Annotated in this window: 18 protein-coding genes, 1 tRNA gene and 3 pseudogenes; 17 read left to right on the top strand and 5 right to left on the bottom strand. The window is 67.3% G+C overall.

The window, feature by feature from the left end; genetic code table 11:
- The first annotated feature begins 26 nt into the window (after window positions 1-26).
- Window positions 27-782 (top strand): SDR family NAD(P)-dependent oxidoreductase, encoded by a 756-nt coding sequence (locus tag ACWD2L_RS18780; protein ID WP_351344856.1) that lies wholly within the window; start codon window positions 27-29, stop codon window positions 780-782.
- A gap of 98 nt (window positions 783-880) precedes the next feature.
- On the opposite strand, the gene ACWD2L_RS18775 is transcribed toward ACWD2L_RS18780, so the two are convergent.
- The 3 genes from ACWD2L_RS18775 to ACWD2L_RS18765 form a co-directional block, all read right to left on the bottom strand.
- On the bottom strand, window positions 881-1,510 hold the full coding sequence (locus ACWD2L_RS18775) for a ScbR family autoregulator-binding transcription factor (RefSeq protein WP_351344853.1): 630 nt from the start codon (window positions 1,508-1,510) through the stop codon (window positions 881-883).
- 278 nt (window positions 1,511-1,788) lie between these two features.
- The gene (locus tag ACWD2L_RS18770; RefSeq protein WP_351344850.1) at window positions 1,789-2,457 is read right to left on the bottom strand and encodes a helix-turn-helix domain-containing protein; all 669 of its coding nucleotides are present in this window, start codon (window positions 2,455-2,457) and stop codon (window positions 1,789-1,791) included.
- Between the two features lie 20 nt (window positions 2,458-2,477).
- Window positions 2,478-2,669: a tautomerase family protein gene (locus tag ACWD2L_RS18765; RefSeq protein ID WP_351344847.1), complete on the bottom strand. Its 192-nt coding sequence runs from the start codon at window positions 2,667-2,669 to the stop codon at window positions 2,478-2,480.
- Between the two features lie 564 nt (window positions 2,670-3,233).
- Here ACWD2L_RS18765 and ACWD2L_RS18760 point away from each other — a divergent pair.
- Window positions 3,234-3,668, top strand: coding sequence for a helix-turn-helix transcriptional regulator (locus tag ACWD2L_RS18760; RefSeq protein WP_351344844.1), 435 nt, complete (start codon window positions 3,234-3,236; stop codon window positions 3,666-3,668).
- Here the strand turns inward: ACWD2L_RS18760 and ACWD2L_RS18755 are convergent.
- Complete coding sequence (locus ACWD2L_RS18755; RefSeq protein ID WP_351344841.1) at window positions 3,644-3,880, bottom strand: hypothetical protein; 237 nt, start codon at window positions 3,878-3,880, stop codon at window positions 3,644-3,646. The two genes, ACWD2L_RS18760 and ACWD2L_RS18755, sit on opposite strands and share 25 nt — an antisense overlap.
- Window positions 3,881-4,255: 375 nt before the next feature.
- Between ACWD2L_RS18755 and ACWD2L_RS18750 the strand changes: the two genes are divergently transcribed.
- The 15 genes and pseudogenes from ACWD2L_RS18750 to ACWD2L_RS18680 all read left to right on the top strand — a co-directional run bounded on the left by ACWD2L_RS18750 (window position 4,256) and on the right by ACWD2L_RS18680 (window position 18,401).
- On the top strand, window positions 4,256-5,158 hold the full coding sequence (locus ACWD2L_RS18750) for a pseudouridine-5'-phosphate glycosidase (protein ID WP_351344838.1): 903 nt from the start codon (window positions 4,256-4,258) through the stop codon (window positions 5,156-5,158).
- Window positions 5,155-5,805 (top strand): HAD family hydrolase, encoded by a 651-nt coding sequence (locus ACWD2L_RS18745; RefSeq protein ID WP_351344835.1) that lies wholly within the window; start codon window positions 5,155-5,157, stop codon window positions 5,803-5,805. Before ACWD2L_RS18750 ends, ACWD2L_RS18745 begins: the two co-directional genes overlap by 4 nt.
- 82 nt (window positions 5,806-5,887) lie before the next feature.
- On the top strand, window positions 5,888-7,354 hold the full coding sequence (locus tag ACWD2L_RS18740) for an MFS transporter (protein ID WP_351344832.1): 1,467 nt from the start codon (window positions 5,888-5,890) through the stop codon (window positions 7,352-7,354).
- Between the two features lie 84 nt (window positions 7,355-7,438).
- Window positions 7,439-7,813 (top strand): annotated as a pseudogene (locus tag ACWD2L_RS18735) (VOC family protein); the annotation flags it as partial.
- 92 nt (window positions 7,814-7,905) lie between these two features.
- Entirely contained in the window at window positions 7,906-8,403 is a 498-nt protein-coding gene (locus ACWD2L_RS18730) for a cupin domain-containing protein (RefSeq protein WP_351344935.1), read from the top strand.
- A 69-nt stretch (window positions 8,404-8,472) separates the two neighbouring features.
- A complete protein-coding gene (locus ACWD2L_RS18725) occupies window positions 8,473-9,795 on the top strand; it encodes an acyltransferase family protein (protein ID WP_351344932.1) in 1,323 nt (440 codons plus the stop codon).
- Window positions 9,796-9,830: 35 nt separating this feature from the next.
- A complete protein-coding gene (locus ACWD2L_RS18720; RefSeq protein WP_351344929.1) occupies window positions 9,831-10,631 on the top strand; it encodes a cupin domain-containing protein in 801 nt (266 codons plus the stop codon).
- A 9-nt stretch (window positions 10,632-10,640) separates the two neighbouring features.
- A complete protein-coding gene (gene asnB, locus ACWD2L_RS18715; RefSeq protein ID WP_351344926.1) occupies window positions 10,641-12,461 on the top strand; it encodes an asparagine synthase (glutamine-hydrolyzing) in 1,821 nt (606 codons plus the stop codon).
- Window positions 12,458-13,507 (top strand): PrpF domain-containing protein, encoded by a 1,050-nt coding sequence (locus ACWD2L_RS18710; protein ID WP_351344923.1) that lies wholly within the window; start codon window positions 12,458-12,460, stop codon window positions 13,505-13,507. Before asnB ends, ACWD2L_RS18710 begins: the two co-directional genes overlap by 4 nt.
- A complete protein-coding gene (locus ACWD2L_RS18705) occupies window positions 13,486-14,655 on the top strand; it encodes an acyl-CoA dehydrogenase family protein (RefSeq protein ID WP_351344920.1) in 1,170 nt (389 codons plus the stop codon). The genes ACWD2L_RS18710 and ACWD2L_RS18705 overlap by 22 nt, the downstream gene beginning before the upstream one ends.
- Before the next feature lie 127 nt (window positions 14,656-14,782).
- Window positions 14,783-16,216 carry a dihydroorotase gene (locus ACWD2L_RS18700; RefSeq protein WP_351344917.1) on the top strand — a complete coding sequence of 478 codons (1,434 nt, stop codon included), beginning with the start codon at window positions 14,783-14,785 and terminating at the stop codon, window positions 16,214-16,216.
- Window positions 16,217-16,317: 101 nt separating this feature from the next.
- Window positions 16,318-16,869 (top strand): flavin reductase family protein, encoded by a 552-nt coding sequence (locus tag ACWD2L_RS18695; RefSeq protein WP_351344914.1) that lies wholly within the window; start codon window positions 16,318-16,320, stop codon window positions 16,867-16,869.
- 268 nt (window positions 16,870-17,137) lie between these two features.
- Window positions 17,138-17,222 (top strand) — tRNA-Leu (locus ACWD2L_RS18690).
- A 506-nt stretch (window positions 17,223-17,728) separates the two neighbouring features.
- Window positions 17,729-18,163 (top strand): annotated as a pseudogene (locus ACWD2L_RS18685) (transposase); the annotation flags it as partial.
- Between the two features lie 70 nt (window positions 18,164-18,233).
- Complete coding sequence (locus ACWD2L_RS18680) at window positions 18,234-18,401, top strand: TauD/TfdA family dioxygenase (RefSeq protein WP_351344911.1); 168 nt, start codon at window positions 18,234-18,236, stop codon at window positions 18,399-18,401.
- 135 nt (window positions 18,402-18,536) lie between these two features.
- Here the strand turns inward: ACWD2L_RS18680 and ACWD2L_RS18675 are convergent.
- Window positions 18,537-18,644 (bottom strand): annotated as a pseudogene (locus ACWD2L_RS18675) (DNA-binding response regulator); the annotation flags it as partial.

The raw sequence follows: 18,644 nt of genomic DNA, 5'->3' as shown, positions 1-18,644 counted from the left end.
CACTGCACCACGAGCAGGAGAGAACGTTGCTGAACGGCAAGGTAGTCATGATCACAGGAGCGTCCAGCGGTATCGGCGCGGCCGCTGCTCGCCTGTACGCAGAGGAGGGAGCTGCCGTGCTGCTCATGGCCCGCCGTGAAGGCAGGCTCCGCGCCCTGCAGCAGGAGATTCAGGAAGCAGGAGGCCGCGCGGAGATATGTCCAGGAGACGTGACCGTGGCTCGAGACGTGCAGCAGGCTGTCGAGCGGGCCCTCAAGAAGTTCGGTCATCTGGACACAGCCTTTAACAACGCCGGATGGGCTGTAGCCGGCAAGCCGCTCCACGAACTCGAGGACGAGCACTTTGACACGATCATGGACGTGAACGTGCGAGGAGTGTGGAACTGTCTGCGTCAGCAGGTGCCTGCCATGCTGGCTAGCAGTTGCGGCGGCTCCGTGGTGAACACCTCGAGTACGGCAGGGGTGTTGGCGACCGGAGCAGCGGCCCCTTATGTGGCGGCCAAGCACGCGGTGCTCGGCCTGACCAAGGCGGCTGCCCTCGAGTACGGGGAGCAGGGGATCCGAGTCAATGCTCTGCTGGTGGGGAATACGCGCACGGAACTCATGGATGAGGTCCTGGAGAGAACGCCGGCGTTGGAAGACAGCTTCACGGCACGGCCAATCCAGAAGCGCATGGCACATCCGCGTGAAGTGGCACAGGCCGCTGTCTGGCTTTCCAGCGACCGATCTTCGTTCGTCACCGGTTCAGCCATGGCCGTCGACGGCGGATGGACCGCCATCTGAGACCTGAATCTGCCTCGGCGGTGTCTCGCAGGTGAGGGCCAACGACTCGTGCATGCTGGACTCCGACAGGCCTTGGCCGCAGGGGTGACCTGCGGCCGCTACTCACCGGCTGATGGCCCCCGGTCCAGGTGTAGTTCGATCCGCCCTGCAACCCCGGGCATAGCGATACTCGGCAGCAGATAGCGCCACAGCCGAACTACTCGGACAGTCAAGTCCTCGTGCTGGCTGCTTAGCTTCGAGTGCAGCTGGCTGCCCGTGCACGCGCCGACCACCAGCTCGGCAATCTCTGCAGGGTCGACGTGCTCCTGGAGCTCGCCGCAGGCCCGCGCCTCGCGCAGACACTCCTCCATGATCGTCTGCCACTCGTGGAACGACGTATCGTCCTGGAGCCCGAAAGCGCCCTGTTCCACGGCCATACGCACACCAGCCCGCAGCATCGGGTCGGTGCGCAGCTGTTGGCACCACACCAGAGTGATGTCAACGAGCCGTTGCAGACCGGCGGCGTTGAGCTGCGACACGATCGTCTGCGGCTGGGCATTCATGATCGCGCTCATCAGGCCTTCTTTGGCCCGGAAATGGAAGTAGATCGAGCCGGTTGTGGTGCCCGCACGCTCGGCGATCTTCGCGATGCCTGCATTGCCGAAGCCTTGCTCATTCACGACCTCCGCAGCGGCACGCAGGATGGCCTGCTTGGTGCGGACCGCCCGATCCTGTTTGGGACTGGGCATACCTGACCTTCGCTTCCCGCGCCGTGGCGCTCGTTCCGGGAGAACTCTTCCGTCCCATGGACGCCCCACCTTGCTTGTGCGGATTGGTGGCCCCGGGGCGTATCGCGGTTCGTGCCTGATGGGACAAAGAAAAAGAGTACAACTTATTTTCTGGAGTCCCTGGCACAGTGGCAGTGCCGTGGCGAGTTCTCGCCACATTCGTCTGGTTCCCGCCGGGCAGGAGTGACGCCCGCCCTGGCCCGACGTTTGCGGCGGGAGCGGGGCCGGACTCTGTGCACTCAGGCGATGCTCGGCCCGGCAGGGTTCAAAGACTCCTGTCGGTCGTCACATGCCGTTAGCGTAGGCAGGACCAACTGCCAGGCCAGGGTGAGGCGTTGGCGAGCTGTTGATGCCGTAGGTGTTCGGCCTCGACGTGCTTCGGGCGGCGCCATCAGGGCGGGACCCGGGACGAGGTAGGTCATCAGTCCTGTGACATGTTCGGCGCGAAAACAGGGGCGTAGCCACCCTGTGTGATCCGCCTGCTCTGCGAGGCGCCGGACGTGGGGAAGCCACTGCGCGTACCAGTCGTAGGGTCCGTTCCTGGCCGGGGCTTCCCAACTGGCTTGCTGTCCGAGCCGGTAGGCGGCCAGGGGTGGACCGTCACGGGCGAGCAGTGACACCAGCCGATGGCTGAGGTCGATGAGCTCCTGGAGGGGGCCGGCCTTCTTGCCTTCCAGGTCCCTGGAAGCCTCGACCGCAGATGCCGTCACACGGCACCCCTCGCGCAATACGTCCTGTACCAGCTCCGCCTTGCTTGAGAAGTGGAACGTCAGGGCGCCGAGGCTGACGTCGGCGCGGGCCGCGATGCGGGCCAGCGACGCACCTGCGTATCCATGTCGGGCGAACTCGGCGGCGGCCGCCCGCAGGACGGTCTCCCGGGTGCGGGCGGCCCGCGGCTGTTGCCGCATCGAACGCTCCTTCACTCCGCCTAGCGTGCGGACGAGGAGGCCAGTTCGCCACCCTTGCCCCAGTGGGAAGGTTCGACCTCACGCAAGATCACGGTGACCGCTTCGGGCGGGCAGTGGGCGCCTTCGGCCACCGCCTGAGTAACGCGTTCAACGGTGCGGGCGCGGTCGTTCTCCGAGCGGCCGGTCCACCAGTCGACGGTGACAACGGGCATGAGTCCTCCTTGGGTTGATGCTGCAGGACAGTCTCCCACAACATAAAAGGTGTTATGTTTTTTGTTATGGTGGAGTGCATGCCCGCTTGGCTCTAATGGTTCGCGGGCGTGGACAGACGTGTGCCCGTCCCGGCCGTGTGCCGCAGAGGCACCTGAGGCAGGGAGGGGAGCGTGGGTTACCGAATGAAGACGGTGGAGGGACGAGACGCCCGGCTCGACGCTGTAGAGGCCGCGCTCGTTCAAATCCGGCACTTGGTCGGGGATCAGTTGGATGGTCGCGGTCGGCCTTTGCGGCAGGCCGTGGTGCATGGTGAAGGTGCCCGCACGCAGGACTGCCGCATGGGGTCCCTTCCGCCTGCAAGGCCACGGAGTCTGGCGCCCAGTGCCGGGAGAGGTGCCCCCAGTGGTGGTTGGGTCGTGCGGCATGCTCGCCGTGAAGTCCGGCTGACATTCGCCCCCGGGTCCGGCTTGGGTCGACTCGGTGAGGCCGAGGGGTGGTATCGGGACCTCGCCAGAGCCGGTGTTTTGGTGCGATCGCTGTACCCGCAGGATGCGGCGTCCCCCTTGGAGCTGGACGCCCACATGAAGCGCGCGCGGACGGCAGGAGCACAGTGCCGCGTCGTGCCGGTGGGAATGGCGTTCGCGGCGGTGGTCGACCGGGAAGCCGTCTACCTGGCCTCCGGCGGCGGCCGGGGACAGGTGTTTCGAACCCCAGCTGCCGCGGAAGTGCTGATCGAGGTATTCGATCACCTGTGGAGTTCGGCCAAGCGTGTCGGGGTCGAAGGTGCCGCGGGCGGACTCCGGCACGGTCTTTCCGCCCAGCAGGTCTGTGCGCTGCAGCTGATGAGTTCCGGGATGAAGGACGACAAGGTCGCCCGCATGATGAGAATCTCCCCGCGCACGCTGAGCCGGCTGGTAGCAGGGGCGATGGAGCTCCTGGGGGCGGCCAGCCGCTTCGAGGCCGGCGTCAAGGCTCAAGGGATGGGCCTTCTGGACTGAGGGCGGCGTCCGATCTCTGGCGCACCGAGCCAGCCCACGGCATCCCGCAGGTCCCTGCGCAGAAGCCACACGAGGCTTGCCAGTTCGGTGCGGCTCTTGTGGCCGTAGAACGCGTGATCGGCTGCCTCAAGCGTGCGCAGTATCCGGGAAAGGTTGAGCGTTTCACCTGCCGATGCGGCTTCGGTACTTCCTTCTGTTCCCTTTTCCTTCATGGTCTTTTCCTCCCTGCCTCGCCTGGGAAGTGGATCTCGAGTTGGTCCGTGGTGAATTTCCTTGTCGTGGAATGAAACCACGCGCCGAAGGGGATCTGGGGGTTTATGGCGGGTACTCGTCGGGGCCTTGACCGTTTCCCTCTCGTTTGCACATAAGTGCAGGTGGGGTGGCGTGGTTGTGCTTCGCTGCGGCGAAAACTCGCCAGGCGAATTGCCGCCACCGCTTCGGAGTGGCGAAGACTCGTCAGGCGAATTGTCGCCACCGAAAGAACTGGATTTCTCGCCTGGTGCGCTGCAGGATCAATTCCGTTCCGCTCGCATGAATCAATCCGTTGGAGGCGAGAAGTGCATTACCTGGTTGATGTCGGTGAAGAAGTGGCCGACGCACTAGCCGACGGCAGGCCCGTAGTCGCCCTGGAATCCACCGCCATTGCCCATGGCATGGCCTACCCGGGCAACGTGGAGACTGCCACCGCCATCGAGAAGGCCGTCCGCGACAGCGGCGCCGTACCGGCCACGATCGGGCTCGCCCGCGGGCGGTTCGTCGTCGGCATGGACGAGCGGCTCATCGAAGAGTTCGCGTCCAGCGACTCCGTACCCAAGGTCAGCAGCCGGGACATCGGCCCAGTACTGGCCGGGGGCGGTCTCGGCGCCACGACCGTCGCATCCACCCTGGTCGCCGCTGACCTGGCAGGCATCCGTGTGTTCTCAACCGCCGGCATCGGAGGTGTGCACCGCGGCGCGGGCGACACCTTCGACATCTCGGCCGACCTCGTGCAGTTCACCCGCAGCAAGGTCGCGGTGGTCTGCGCCGGCGCAAAGAGCGTGCTCGACCTGGGCCTGACCTTGGAGTACCTCGAGACCCTCGGCGTACCTGTAATGGGCTACCAGTGCGACGACTTCCCGGCGTTCTACTGCCGTTCCTCGGGATTCGCCAACCCGCAGCGCGTCGACGACCTGGGCACCATCGCCGCGGCGATCCACGGGCATTGGGCCGCCGGCCTCCCGGGCGGTGCTCTCGTCACGCACCCCATCGCCGAGGCCGATGCGCTCGATGGCGAGCAGATGGAGCAGGTCATCAGTACGGCACTTACGCAGGCCGACGCGGACGGAGTGCGGGGCCCGGCCATCACTCCGTACCTCATGAAGGCCGTCTCCCGGGCGACCGCAGGTAAGAGTTCGGCCGCCAACCGCGCAGTGCTCATCAGTACGGCGTCGCTCGCCGGTGAACTGGCCGTCGCCCACGCCCGCTTGGTCGAACGGGAGGCAGGGAAGTGACGCGGGCCGTCATCTTCGACTTGGACGGCACCTTGGCCGACACCCCGACGGCCATCGCCGGCCTCCTGACTCGGGTCGTTGGCGAGCAGGGGGTAGCTGTCACGCCTGAACAGGTGGCACCGACGATCGGCAAGCCGCTCGGGCCCTCGATCGCCAGCCTGATCGGCTGTCTGGTAGAGGACAGGGCCACGGCCGACGCTGTCGCCCGCTACCGGGATCTGTTCGACACCGAGGTGCTCTCCCGCGGTTCGGAGCTGCTGTACCCGGGGGTCGCGGAAGGCCTGCAGAGCCTCCAGGAACAGGGCTTTGGACTTGCCGTCGCGACATCCAAGATCTCCGCCAGCGCGGAGAAGCTGTTCGCGGCCACCGGAATCCGCTCCTTCTTTGGCCCGGTCATCGGCAACGACATGGTCGAACAGGGCAAGCCCGCTCCAGATATGGGGCTGCTGGCCGCTCGCGAGCTCGGCATGCTGCCCGAGCGCTGCACGTACGTCGGCGACACCGTCACCGACATGCAGATGGCGGCGGCAGCCGGCATGACGCCGCTCGCCGTCACCTACGGAGTCGGCTCCAGGCATGAACTCCTCGCCCACAGCACGCGGTGCTGCGACAGCTTCGCCGGGGTGCTCGCCGCCCTGAAGGCCTGACGGCCATCACCGCGAAGGCCTCAAGTCCCAGCGGCCAACCTCCATGGCCGCCCCACCCGTCCGTCCCCGCAAGGACATGGAAATGACCACAGAAACACACGACCTGGCATCCAGCGATCAGCCCGAACCGACCGGCTCATCGCATACCCCCACACCGCCGTCAGAGGACTCCGCGTCGGCGAAGATGACCCCTAAGCAGATCTGGGCGCTCGCCGTCCTGAGCTGCGGCCTGTTCCTGGCCACTCTCGACTTCTCCATCGTCTACGTGGCGCTGCCGAGCATCGGCACCGACCTCGGCCTCGCCGAGAGTTCCTTGCAGTGGGTCGTCAGCGGCTATGCGATCTTCTTTGCCGGGTTCCTCCTCAGCGGTGGCCGGATCGGTGACCGCTTCGGCGCCGGCAGGGTGTTCCTCGGCGCAACCGCGCTGTTCGGCATCAGCTCCCTCGCGGCCGCGCTCACGGACGACTTCACCACGCTCATCATTGCTCGGGCGCTGCAGGGCATCGGTGCGGGCCTGCTCGACCCGTCCACGCTCGGACTGATCCAGCAGATCTTCCCGGTCGGACCCAAGCGCAACCGCGCCATGACGGTGTGGGGCGCGGTCGGCGCCGTCGGCCTGGTGGGCGGCGTGCTCCTCGGCGGACTGCTCACCGCGATCTCCTGGCAGTGGGTGTTCCTCGTGAACGTCCCGTTCGTAGTCCTGGTGATCGTGCTCGGCGCCTTCCTGCTCCCCAAGCGGCCGCGGACCGAAGACTCGGCCACCCCTCTCAACGTGCTCAGTGCCGTCTTCGGTACCGGCGCGATCCTCCTGCTCGTACTCGGCCTCACTCGGGTCGGTGACGTCGGCATCGGCGCACCCTCCACCTTGATCGGGCTCGGAGGCTTCGTGGTCCTCGGTGCCGCCTGGGTGCTGCGCGAACGCACCAGCCGACACCCGCTGATCGCACGGCAATTGTGGAAGACCCGCTCCCTGATGACCGCCTGCCTCGTGGACGCGTGCTACGTCCTCAGCATCGGCGTGGAGTTCTTCCTCGTGACGATGTTCCTGCAGAACGAGCACGGCTTCAGCCCGCTCAACGCGGGTCTCGCCTTCCTGCCGCTCACCGTCACCGTCATCGTCGGCAACATCATCACGGACAAGTCCATCGCCCGCTGGGGCCCCCGCCCGATGGTGGCCACCGGCCTCGTCATCGCGGGCATCGGCCTGGCTCTGCTCGCCCTCGGAGTGCACCAGGGCAGCTTTGCCCTCGGCCTGCTGCCCGGCCTGCTGCTCTCCGGCGTGGGCAACGGCATCGCCTTCCCCGCTCTGTTCATCTCCGCCACATCGGAGATCCCCGCTGAGAACCAGGGAGTGGGCGCAGCCCTGCTGACCACCACTCAGTACGTGTTCTCCGCCGCCGGCCTCGCGGTCCTCGTCCTGATCCTGGGCGCTTCCCCGGACACCGGCAGCTACCAGACGACCTTCACCTTCTCGGCCGTCATGGCTCTGCTCGGCGCAGTCGTAGCTGCCGTCGGCATGCGCAAGCGCACCGCCGACCAGGCGGCCTGAGGCTCAGCGCACCCCCCTCCCGGCGCCCGCCGCACCATCGCGCGGGCGCCGGGCCCCACCCCGACCTCCGAAAGGACCTACGACATGGAGATCCTGGCGAGTCGCATCGTCATCCGCCCCACTGCCCCGGAAGCGAGCCGGCGGTTCTACCGTGACCAGCTCGGCCTCGCCGTCTACCAGGAGTTCGGAAGCGGCCCCGAGCGCGGCATGGTCTTCCACCTCGGCGGCGGTTTCCTGGAACTGGTCGGCAGAGCCGACCAGCCCCCCTCAGCGCAACCCGCGATGTGGCTGCAGGTCCGCAGCCTGGCCCGGACTCGCGCGCGCCTCATCGCCAAGGGCCTGACCCCCACCCGCGAGGCCCGTGCCGAAGCCTGGGGCCTGTGGGAGATGCACCTCGCAGACCCTGACGGCATCCAGATCTACGTCGTCGAAGTACCGCAGAACCACCCGTTCCGACACGGAGTCCCGGCCCCCGACACCGCGGCTCCGACACCCCTCGACACCCAGATCAGGCAGGTCATGGCCGAGCAGGGACAGGGCAAGGAGCCGGTGTGACGCTGTTCGTCCAGACCGATGCCGCGTCAGACCCCCACGCTGACCGCTCCTACATGGGCACCCCCGATACGGCTGAAGCCGTGACCATCGGCACCAACACCTGCCGCATGCTCATCCCGACTACGGCCACCGGCAACACGCTCGGACTGTTCTCACTGTCCATGCCGCCACGCGGGCCCTACGCTTCGCCGCACTTTCACAGGGAGATGACCGAACTCTTCATCGTTCGCTCCGGCCAGATCCAGCTGATGCGCGGCACGGAACCGGTCAACGCAGGGCCCGGCTCCGCGCTCTACGTGCCGCCCGGTACCCCACACGGCTTCGCCAACGTCTCCGACGACCCCGCCGAGCTGCTCATCGCCTTCACACCAGGCGGCCGCCGTGAGGGCTTCTTCCATGGCCTCGCCGACCTCCTGGGCGGCGACGAGCCACCCGTCCAGGAGCAGCTGACGGCACTGGCAGAGCACTACGACCAGTACCGCTACGAGCCGTAGTGAGCGGTTCGCAGACAGACCGGACTGGCCCCCTCCTCCTGGCACTCAAGCCGAAAGGTAAGGCTTCTTGTGAACAGATCCGCCGTGGGCGCGGCACGGAGCGCTCTGCCGTCGCTGACCGGCATGCGCTTCCTCGCAGCTGCCCTGGTGTTCGTCTCGCACGTTGCGGGCAACCGAATCTTTGCCGACGACGCCACCAACAACTGGTTCTTCGACGTGTTCAACCCCGCCGGCTGGCTCGGGGTCGGATTCTTCTTCATCCTCAGCGGGTTCGTGCTCACCTGGTCGGCCCGCGAGAACGACACGGTGCGCGGATTCTGGCGCCGCCGACTCGCGAAGATTTTCCCGAACCACTTGGTGACCTGGATCGCCGGGCTGCTCCTCATGGTGGCCACAGGTGAGGCCCTGAACGCCTGGTACGCGGTCCCGAGCGCATTTCTCGTGCACACCTGGATACCCCGGATGGACGCCCTCACCGGTACCAACGGCCCCAGCTGGTCGCTCTGTTGCGAGCTGGTCTTCTATCTCTCCTTCCCTTACGTGTACCGGCTCGTGAAGCGGATCCGCCCTGCGCGGCTGTGGGCCTGGATCATCGCCACCGTGGTGGCGATCGCGGCCTGGGCCGGGTTCGTCTATGTGGCTCTCCCGAAGGAGCCCGAGATCATCTGGGCGCCGATGCCGTTCTGGCACTTCTTCGCGATCTACAACCCGCCGCCCGTACGCATGCTGGACTTCCTGCTCGGCATACTGCTCGCCCGCGCCGTCATCACCGGCCGCTGGATCCGCATCGGATGGCCCGCCGCCACGGTCGCGATGGTGGCCGGCTACGCCGCGATGGTGGTTGTGCCGCCGGAGTTCGGCATGATGGCCGTCACCGCCGCGCCGCTCGGCATGCTCATCGCCACCGCGGCCGTCTCCGACATCGATGGGACCCGCTCTCCGTTCCGCGGCCGAACCATGATCTGGCTCGGCGAAGTTTCCTTCGCCTTCTACATGGTTCACTACCTCGTTCTGCACTTCTCACTGAAGCTGATCGGCGACCGAGTGGGCTGGACAGTGCCCCAGGGACTCGCCGTGGCCGCAATCCTCATGGCCCTCACCCTGTGGGTCGCCCACCTGATCTACCGGCATGTTGAGATCCCCGCCATGCGCCACTTCGGACGTGCCCGGAACAGCCGCGGCACGCCCACCACGGCCCGGCTGACACCAGCACCGGAACCGGGACGGCCCACCATCCCCGTCCAGCGCACCGCGACCGCCTACATGGCGCCGTGCGACCCGGCGGCCAAGAACGCGCCGACACGAGGCGCACCTCTGATCACTCCCTGCGAACCGGCTTTGCAGTGCACGCACACACCCGCCTGCGAACCCGGCGAGCCGGCTCGCACCTGAGTACACCCAGCCCTCCACCCCACGTGAGGAACACCGTGTCCGCACCGCCCACCGACACCACCCGAGGCGTCGTCCTGAGCGCCCGTGATCTTGACTTTCAGCCTGTCGGCGACGCGCTCGTGGCCCGCGCCGTCGGACCCCACCTCGGAGCGCACAAGGTGCGCTTGGACGCCGTCAAGCTCCCGCCGCAGGGAAGCTGGGTCCCCGAGGAAGCCGCCGCCACCGAGAACGTCGTCGTGGTCTTCGCGGGCTCGGGATCCGCCCACTCCGGTAACGCCTTCGCAACTGTGCACCGTGCCGACACCGTGTATGCGCCGACCGGCGACCGCTACGAACTGCACGCCGGAGACGACGGCATGATCGCCTACGTCTGGACGTCCGTTCTGCTGCCGGAGCGTGCCCCCAGCACCGAACCGCGGCGCTTCTCGCGCCTGTGGAACGAGGAAACACAGCTCACCGGCTTCACCGGCATCGGCCAGGCCGAGCCCGATGCCCGGACCGCCACCATGAACTTCCTGTTCTGGCCTGGCACCGGGTCGCCCCAACTGTGTCTGCACTGCGGCTTCATGGAGCCCGGCGAGTACTTCAACGTGCACGTGCACCCTGAGAGCGAAGAAGCCTTCATCGCCTTCGAAGGAGAGGGCCAGCTCCACCTCGATGGCACGTGGTACGACGCCGCGCCCGGTGACGTCCTCTACGCACCCCCTGGGGTGCCGCATGGCACCCGGCACCCCCAGACAGACCCGACCGCTCCACGCTTCGCGACCTGCGGCGGCCCCACCCCGTTCGACCCGGTGCTCTACGAGCGCGCCGGCGTCCCGACCAAGGTTCGGTGAACAACACTCATGTGCAGGATCTTCGGCCACTTCGACACTCAAGCCACCCCTCACGAGCTGCGCTCCGTCGCCGCCGCACAGCGGCATGGAGGCCCCGACGCCCAGACGCACGCCGCCGGCCGCGGCTGGGGCCTGGGCAACAACCGCCTCGCCATCATGGATCTGGACGGCGGCGACCAGCCCTACACGCTGGGCCCGAACATCACCGTCGTCTTCAACGGCGAGATATACAACCATCAGGAGCTGCGCGAAAAACTCGCTGCCAAGGGTCACACCTTCGCAGACACCTGCGACGGCTCCGTCATCCCGGCCCTGTATGCCGAGTATGGACCGGACTTCGTCGACCACCTCGACGGCATGTACGCAGTCGCCGTCGTTGACCTGCGCAGTGAGCCCACCCTGTGGCTCGCCACCGACGAGGTCGGCATGAAGCCTCTCTACTACCACTGGGACCCGTCCCGACGGCAGCTCTACTTCGCCTCCGAACTGCCCGCTCTCCTCGCTTTCCGCGGCGTCCCGGTCTCCATGTGGGAAGCGGGCCTCGACAGCTACCTGTCGACCAAGACGCCCTTCGGCGAGCAGACCATGTTCGACGGCATCAAGGTGCTTCCCCCGGCGGCCACCGCGAAGGTGACCCGAGGAGGCTTTGCCCTCACCCGGCGCAGCCAGCAGGCCTTTGCGGCCCCGCACACCACCGAGGAAGAGGCGGCGGCACACCTGCGGGAGCTGCTGCGCACCGAGGTGGAGCGGCTGACCGAAGCGGACGTTCCGGTCTCCGCGATCACCAGCGGCGGCCTCGATTCCAGCTTCATCACCGCTCTGGCCGGTTGCAAGGCCAAGGATCTGCACTCCTTCAACATTGCCTACACCGGCAACTGGCCCGCCGACGAACGGCACTTCGCCCGCGAGGTCGCCGACCGGGCCGGCAGCACCCACCACCAGGTCGAGATCGACCCGGCGACCTTCCCGGACCTCCTCGAAGACGTGGTCTGGCACATGGGGCAGCCCAACGCCGACCCCATCACCCTGTCCACATACGCCCTGTTCGGCGCAGTCCGCGATGCGGGATTCAAGGTCGCCGTCACCGGAGACGCGGCCGACGAACTCTTCGGCGGGTACGACCGCCTCAGCAAGGCTGTCAACGCCCCCGTCGGCAGCGACTGGGTGAGCGACTACGTAGAGGCTCTCGCCGCGGTGCCGCGCGGCCTGCGCGAAAGCTTGTACACCGCCGAGTACCGGGACTTCGTCCATCGCAACGGCCCGGCCGCCGACGCCATCGCTGACGAACTGAGAGCCTCCGAGGGCGACACCATGGCGGCCCTGACCGAGTTCGAGATCGGTCGCCGCCTCCCGGCCTACCATCTGCGCCGCGTCGACCACCTGAGCATGTCCTCCTCGGTCGAGGTGCGCCTGCCGTTCTGCCAGCCCAGCGTCGTGCGGTACGCCCGCTCCCTGCCGACCCACCTGAAGATCGACGGCGAGCGACGAAAGAAGGTGCTGTACGCGGCTGCCGCCGACGACCTGCCGCATTCCGTACTGCACCGCCCGAAGCAGCCCTTCACTCTGCCCATCACCGCGATGCTGCGCCCCGGCCAGCCCCTGATGGACCTGGCGACCGACGTGCTGTGCGCAAACACCCTGGGCCAGCGCGGTCAATTGAACCCGACCGCGGTGCAGGGCCTGCTGCGGGCGCAGTCCGAACGGCCGGACGACAAGGCGGCATTGGCGATCTGGTCCCTGCTCATCCACGAACTGTGGCTCGACCAGTTCGGCACAGCCACAGGACACACCACTGCGCAGAACTCGAGGCTTACGGAGACCACGGCATGATCGGCTACATCGCGCGCGCCATCGGCGCGCCCACCCCGACCCTCGTGCTCGACCAGCGCCGACTGCCCCGCGACGAGGAGCGCCTCCGCTACGTCCTGACCCAGGTACGCGAGTGGCTGGAGGCGAACAAGCGCGGCGACATCCTGAAGTTCGCGCTCGTCGAACCGTCCTCACACCCACTCTTCGACCTGGACTACCGCTTCGTACAGGGCCTGACCGCGGGCACGGACCGCTTCGACTTCCAGGGCAGCTGTGGCCACTCCATCCTCGCTTCGGTCGTCACCGCTGACGGACAGGCGTGGCTACCCCGCCTGGCGCCGGGAGGCCGGGTACGCGTACGGGTACTCAACAACGGCGATCAAGTTGTCTGCGAAGTCGACGAGGCCCGCCGTCGCAGTGGCAGCTTCACGGTGCACTTCCTGCAGGACGACGGCGCTCACCTCAACGATCTGCTGCTCACCGGCGCCCCGCTGGACCAGCTCCTCACCACCTCAGGCGTGTACGAGGCATCCCTGGTCTCCATGGGCAACCCGTACGTCTTCATCGACGCCGCCGAGCTGGGTATGAACACCCAGGAAAAGCTCTTCACCGCCGGCGACCAGCTGTACACGCAGCTCCTCGAGATCCGGGCGGCGGCCGCCGAACTGCTCAACCGCCCCGTGGACAGCGTCTTCCCGAAGATTGCGGCAGTCGGCCACTACAGCGAAGGCCGCCTCGCCGTACGGGCGATCTCCGTCCCCAAATGGCACCCCAGCCTTGCCCTGACCGGAACCACCTGCCTCGCGGCCGCCACCGCAATCCCGGGCACCATCACGCACCGCCTCGCCCGGCAGGCAGGCCTGCCCCACGGAGTCATCGAGATCGACACTCCAGGCGGTTCCACTGCGGCGGCGGCCTCGGTCGCCGGACGCGACGACGGCACCGACACGCTGCATTGGGTCAGCGTCAGCCGCAAGCTCGCCCACCTCGACGAGCCGGCCTGTATCGCCTCGCTCAAGGACTACGACTACAAGGAGGAGACGGCATGGCAGCCGCTCGCGGCATAACCGACGGCCCCGATACCTCGCGTATGGCCGGCGAAGTGCCCTCGCACGCCGCACTGGCCGAGCGGTATTCCGATCTCTACGAGACCCTGCGCCGCTACGCCCACGAAGCAGACGTCGCGGGCCACCTGCCCGACGAGGTGCTCACGGCGCTGCGCTCCTCTGGCATCCTTGGCGCGGCGATCCGCGCCGAGCACGGCGGCCAAGGAGGTGACGCCCGACTCACCAACCGCCTGATCGAGCAGGTCGCTGCGGCCGATCCGTCAGTGGCCATCATCCTCTTCCAGCACTACGCAGTCAGTGCCCGTATCGACGAGTGGGGCACACCTCAACAGCGCGATCGCTATCTGCCCCGGCTCGCAAGCGGTGAGTGGCTTGCAGCCTCCGCCTGGAGCGAGACCGGCGCGGGCGCAGACAAGCGCAACATCGCCACCAAGGCGGTACGCACCGATGAAGGATGGCTGCTCGACGGCGCCAAGGCATTCACCACCGGAGCCGGCCTCGCCAGTGTCTACCTGGTGCTTGCCCAGTCCGCCGAACCCACCAACGACGGCGGCAGCTACGGCAGTGACGGCCAGACGTTCTACCTCGTCGAGGCCGACACTCCAGGCTTGATCGCCGACACAGGCATGGACCTGGTTGGCATGCGCGCATCAGCGACCGGTTTCGTCGAGCTGCACAACTGCCGGGTACCCGACTCGGCGGTGCTCGGTCCCGAGGGCACAGCGGTGCGCATCATCGCTGGGGTTCGGGAGTCAGGGGCCACGCTCGGAGCGGTGGCCCTGGGGATTGCTGAGGCCGCGCGCGCCCTGGCGCTCGGACACGCGCGCCGCCGAGGGCTTCGTGGCCAACAGGCTGTGTCCTTCCGCCTCGTGGACCTGTCCGCCCGCGTAGCGGCAGCGCGAGCCCTGGTGGAGAGTGCCGGTCGCCGGGACTCCGCAGACCCGGGGACGGAAACGCTCTACAGCAAGCTCGTGGCCTCTCAGGTCGCCGAAGAGGCGGTGCAGGAAGCCGCCCGACTGCTCGGCAGCGCCGGGTTCCTGCAGGACCACCCGCTGAACCGGATGGCCCGGGACGTCCGGGCGGTTGGCCTCATGGGCCCGGTGAGCGACCTCTGCCGACAACTGGTGAGTGCTCCGTGGACACACTGACCGGACAGAGCCCCCCGCTCCACGCTTTCGTGGCCCGCCTGCGCCGTCGGGCTGTCACTCTCGTCACCCCCGGTGGCCCTGGCAGCCCTCAACCCATAGCCGGCCGCAATCCTCTGGAGAAGAACAGATGACTTCCCCGTACGACCTCGTCGTGACCAACGCCCGGGTGGTGACGCCACAGGGTGTGCGCCCCGGGACCGTGGCAGTCACGAACCAGCGCGTCGCCGCCATTATGGAGCCCGACAGGAATCCCAGGGCTCACCGAGTTCTCAACGCCAAGGGCCGGCACCTACTGCCAGGTCTGATCGACTCGCACGTCCACTTCCGCACCCCCGGCCTGACCCACAAGGAGGACTGGGAGCACGGCAGCCGGGCTGCGGCAGCAGGCGGGGTGACCACGGTCATCGATATGCCCAACACGGAGCCGCCGCTGATTCAGCCCGAGTTGGCCGCCGAGAAGGCCGAACTCATCAGCGGTACATCCCTCGTGGACTTCCGCTTCCACATGGGCGTGACCACGGACAGCGTGCCGGACCTGCGTCGCCTCGAACCCAGCCAGGCCACCTCGGTCAAGGTCTTCATGACCGGCCATCACACCGCCCCGAACGTCATCCGGGACCCGAACATCCTCGATGAGATCTTCGCCATCGCAGCCGAGACCGGTTTCCGCGTGGTCCTGCATGCCGAGGACGACGGGGTGTTCTCCCTCCTGGAGGAACAGCAGGCTCCTCCGTCCAGCTATGACGCCTACGAGTCCGCGCACCCCCGCAGCGGAGGCATCGTCGCGGTATCGCGCGTCATCGACCTGGTTCGCAAGCACGGGACTGCCGCACACGTCTTGCACGTCTCCTCCTGCGAGGAGGCGGATCTGCTGCGGGCTGCAAACCGGTCCGGGCTTCCCATCACCTATGAAGTGACGCCACACCACCTGTCCTTCACGGCACCAGACGCCCAGCGGCTCGGCGCCAGGATCAGGCTTCGCCCGGCCATCCGATGCGACAAGGACCAGGCACGGCTGTGGGACGCAGTTCTCGATGGAGGGGTCGCAACGATAGGCAGTGACCACGCCCCGCACACCCTCAACGAGAAGCTCCGCGACGTAGCCGCCGCGCCGCCCGGCCTCCCCGGAACCCAGGAGCTGCTTCCAGCCGTCCACACCGGCCTGCGTCGCCGTTACCCAGACCTCACCGCTGACGAAGCGTTGATGCGCATCGCCCGGCTCTGTGCCCAGACGCCGGCCGAACTGTTCGGGCTGGCTGGGCGCAAGGGCACCATCGAGGTCGGCCAGGACGCGGACTTTGTCCTGTTCGACGCCGACCGTACCTGGATCATGGACGCCGGCCAGGCCCAGGCCAAGGCGGGCTGGTCGGCCTACGAAGGCTGGACGTTCACCGGCACTGTGGACGCCACCGTACGTCGCGGCGAGTTGATCTACTCCACCACTGACGACGTCACTCCGTTCTTCGGCGCCCCCACAGGCATATGGCTGGACGCGCAGCGTTCCGTGACCGCACGTTCGGCGTCTGAGCGCGCCATTCGCCAGCCCGTCGCAACCAGCTGAGTCGGTAGTGGGAGGGAGGGGAACAACGCCCTCCCTCCCACTAGGACACCCCGCCTGCTCCCCTTTCCAACCGCCTGGCACGACCAGGCCAAGGAGGAACGTTGCCTTCCCTGACCGCCTCCGAGCTCTTCGCTGGCGCGCCATACACCAGTGCTGTAACTCCCCTGACGGCCGATGACTTCACAGCTGCTCTCTCCCGGGTGCCGAGCCCCGTCACGGTGGTGACTACCAGAGATGCGGACGGCAGATGCTGGGGTTTCACAGCCAGTTCATTCACGTCGTTGTCGCTCGACCCCCCGCTGGTCTTGGTGTGCCCCGCGAAGACATCAAGATCGCACCAGGCCTTCGTGACAGCCCGCCGTTTCATGATCAACGTACTCGCCACCGAACAGGAGGAGATTGCGAGGCACTTCGCACGCTCTCAGTTCGACAAGTTTGCTGATGTGCCCATAACCGACTGCGAGTTCGGACTCCCTGGCCTCCCATCCACGTCGGCCCGCCTGGCCTGCAGCCTGTACGACGTGCTCGACGGTGGGGACCACAGCATCCTCGTGGGCCGGGTTGAGTCTGTGCACGTCGGCGAGAAGGAGCCGCTCGTCTACTTTGGTCGCGACTTTGCCCGCCTCGCACGGGACCGAGAACCCACCCCCTGACGATGATGTCGAGCAGTACCCGCGGAACTCGCCAAACGGTCGAGTGAGCGTCAGCTTCCGTCGTCGCACGGACTCCCTTCGAGGCTGCCGAATATGGCGGTCCCGAGGGGGGCGCCTGGCGCACACATCAAGCGCGTCTGAAACGAGCGGCCAGCTTGGCCAGCATTGCTCGTGTCGGTTCCCACTCGTCATCGGTGCTGCTCGCGGGCTCAATCGGCCGCCTTCAGCCGCCACAGCGATGAGGCGGATATACCTCGGCATGTCGAACGCCCGGATGGTGAAATCGGTCAGACACAGGAGCCTTAAAAGCTCTCGGCCATGCGGCCATGCGGGTTCGAATCCCGCTCCGGGCACTGGGGAACATCGAATTGGAGAGCTAGTAAATCTTGGCCGGAGGGGGCAAGCTCCGGCTGAAGTCGGCTCCTCTCCCTGCAGCAGAGAAACGAACCCACCAACGGGCCTGCGCGGGACGGCTGAAAGCGCAGTGTCGGCCGCCGAACCGAGGCCACTGATGCCCTGGCCGCGGTGCCTGCTCGTCTTCGGGCGTAGCTGTCGCCCAACTGCTGCGCGTCTCCCAGCGCACTGTCTAAGTCGTTGTTGTCGTTCCGATCTTGAGGTGTGCGCGTCGAACGGGTGTCTCGATCGGGTGATCGTCGTGGGTCGTGGGCATGAAGGCAGGGCCCCTCGGTAGCTCAGTGGTTGTCGAAGCCAAGAGCTGTGCCGGGAGGCCCTGTTGTCATATGTGTACGCGTTCGCGCTGGTGGAGTTCAACTCGGTTGCCCCGTCGTGTGATTGTGTTGCTCACCGGTTCGGGAATGCGGCCGATCATGCTGAGCGTGTTCGGCGGTATCCGTCGGACATGACGGATGCGGAGTGGGCTCAGGTCCGGCCGCTGCTGCCGGTACCCGGCTGGTTGCGGGGCCGGGGCGGGCAACCGGAGGCGTACTGCCACCGGGCGCTGCTGGACGCGATCCGCTACCTGGTCGACAACGGCATCAAGTGGCGGGCGATGCCTGCCGACTTCCCGCCGTGGGACCGGGTGTATGCGTTCTTCCGCCGCTGGCGCGAGAACGGCCTGGTCAAGGAGTTCCACGACCGGCTGCGTGCCCGGCTGCGGCAGCGGGCGGGCCGGGACGACCAGCCCACGACCGGCGTGATCGACTCCCAGTCCGTCAAGGCCGACGCCGTCGTGGGTGCGGACAGCCGCGGCTTCGACGGCGGCAAACTCATCAACGGACGCAAGCGGCACGTCGTCGTCGACCCCCTCGGCCCGCTGCTCGCGGTGACGGTCACCGCCGCGGAGGTCGGCGACCGTCCTGCCGCCCGAGGAGTTCCCGCAGTACGTCACGTTCGCGGACGGCAGCGTGATACCCGACGAGTACGTCACGCACATCCGCGACGTCGGCCTGGAACTGGCCGTGGACGTGGACTGGCGCGAGGGCGACGTGCTCGTCATCGACAACGTCCTCACGGGCCACGGCCGGCGCCCCTTCGAGGGCACCCGCCGCATCCTGGTCGCCATGTGCGACTGAGCGGCCGCTCGATACGGCGGACCCCGGCACGGGAGACCCCGCGCACCGTCCCCGTACGCGAAACCCCGCCCGCCTCTCACCGGAGGCTGGCGGGGTTTCGCGCTCCCAGACTCTGTCCGGGCCCACGCCGTGGACTCAGGCCCGCAGGTACGCCAGCACCGCGAGCACCCGTCGGTGTCCCTCCGTTGCCACCGGGAGGTCCAGCTTGTTGAAGATGTTGCCGATGTGCTTGTTCACGGCCGC

This window comes from Streptomyces sp. NPDC002754, from assembly GCF_053592315.1.
The sequence above is the reverse complement of the archived record's forward strand: the minus strand, read 5'-3'. Positions and strand labels throughout refer to the sequence as shown.

Excerpts from the sequence above, each read along its gene's own strand:
- ACWD2L_RS18775 (WP_351344853.1), bottom strand. The coding sequence starts at position 1,510 with ATGCCCAGTCCCAAACAGGATCGGGCGGTCCGCACCAAGCAGGCCATC.
- ACWD2L_RS18770 (WP_351344850.1), bottom strand. The coding sequence starts at position 2,457 with ATGCGGCAACAGCCGCGGGCCGCCCGCACCCGGGAGACCGTCCTGCGG.
- ACWD2L_RS18765 (WP_351344847.1), bottom strand. The coding sequence starts at position 2,669 with ATGCCCGTTGTCACCGTCGACTGGTGGACCGGCCGCTCGGAGAACGAC.
- ACWD2L_RS18755 (WP_351344841.1), bottom strand. The coding sequence starts at position 3,880 with ATGAAGGAAAAGGGAACAGAAGGAAGTACCGAAGCCGCATCGGCAGGT.
- ACWD2L_RS18740 (WP_351344832.1), top strand. The coding sequence starts at position 5,888 with ATGACCACAGAAACACACGACCTGGCATCCAGCGATCAGCCCGAACCG.
- asnB (WP_351344926.1), top strand. The coding sequence starts at position 10,641 with ATGTGCAGGATCTTCGGCCACTTCGACACTCAAGCCACCCCTCACGAG.
- ACWD2L_RS18710 (WP_351344923.1), top strand. The coding sequence starts at position 12,458 with ATGATCGGCTACATCGCGCGCGCCATCGGCGCGCCCACCCCGACCCTC.
- ACWD2L_RS18705 (WP_351344920.1), top strand. The coding sequence starts at position 13,486 with ATGGCAGCCGCTCGCGGCATAACCGACGGCCCCGATACCTCGCGTATG.
- ACWD2L_RS18700 (WP_351344917.1), top strand. The coding sequence starts at position 14,783 with ATGACTTCCCCGTACGACCTCGTCGTGACCAACGCCCGGGTGGTGACG.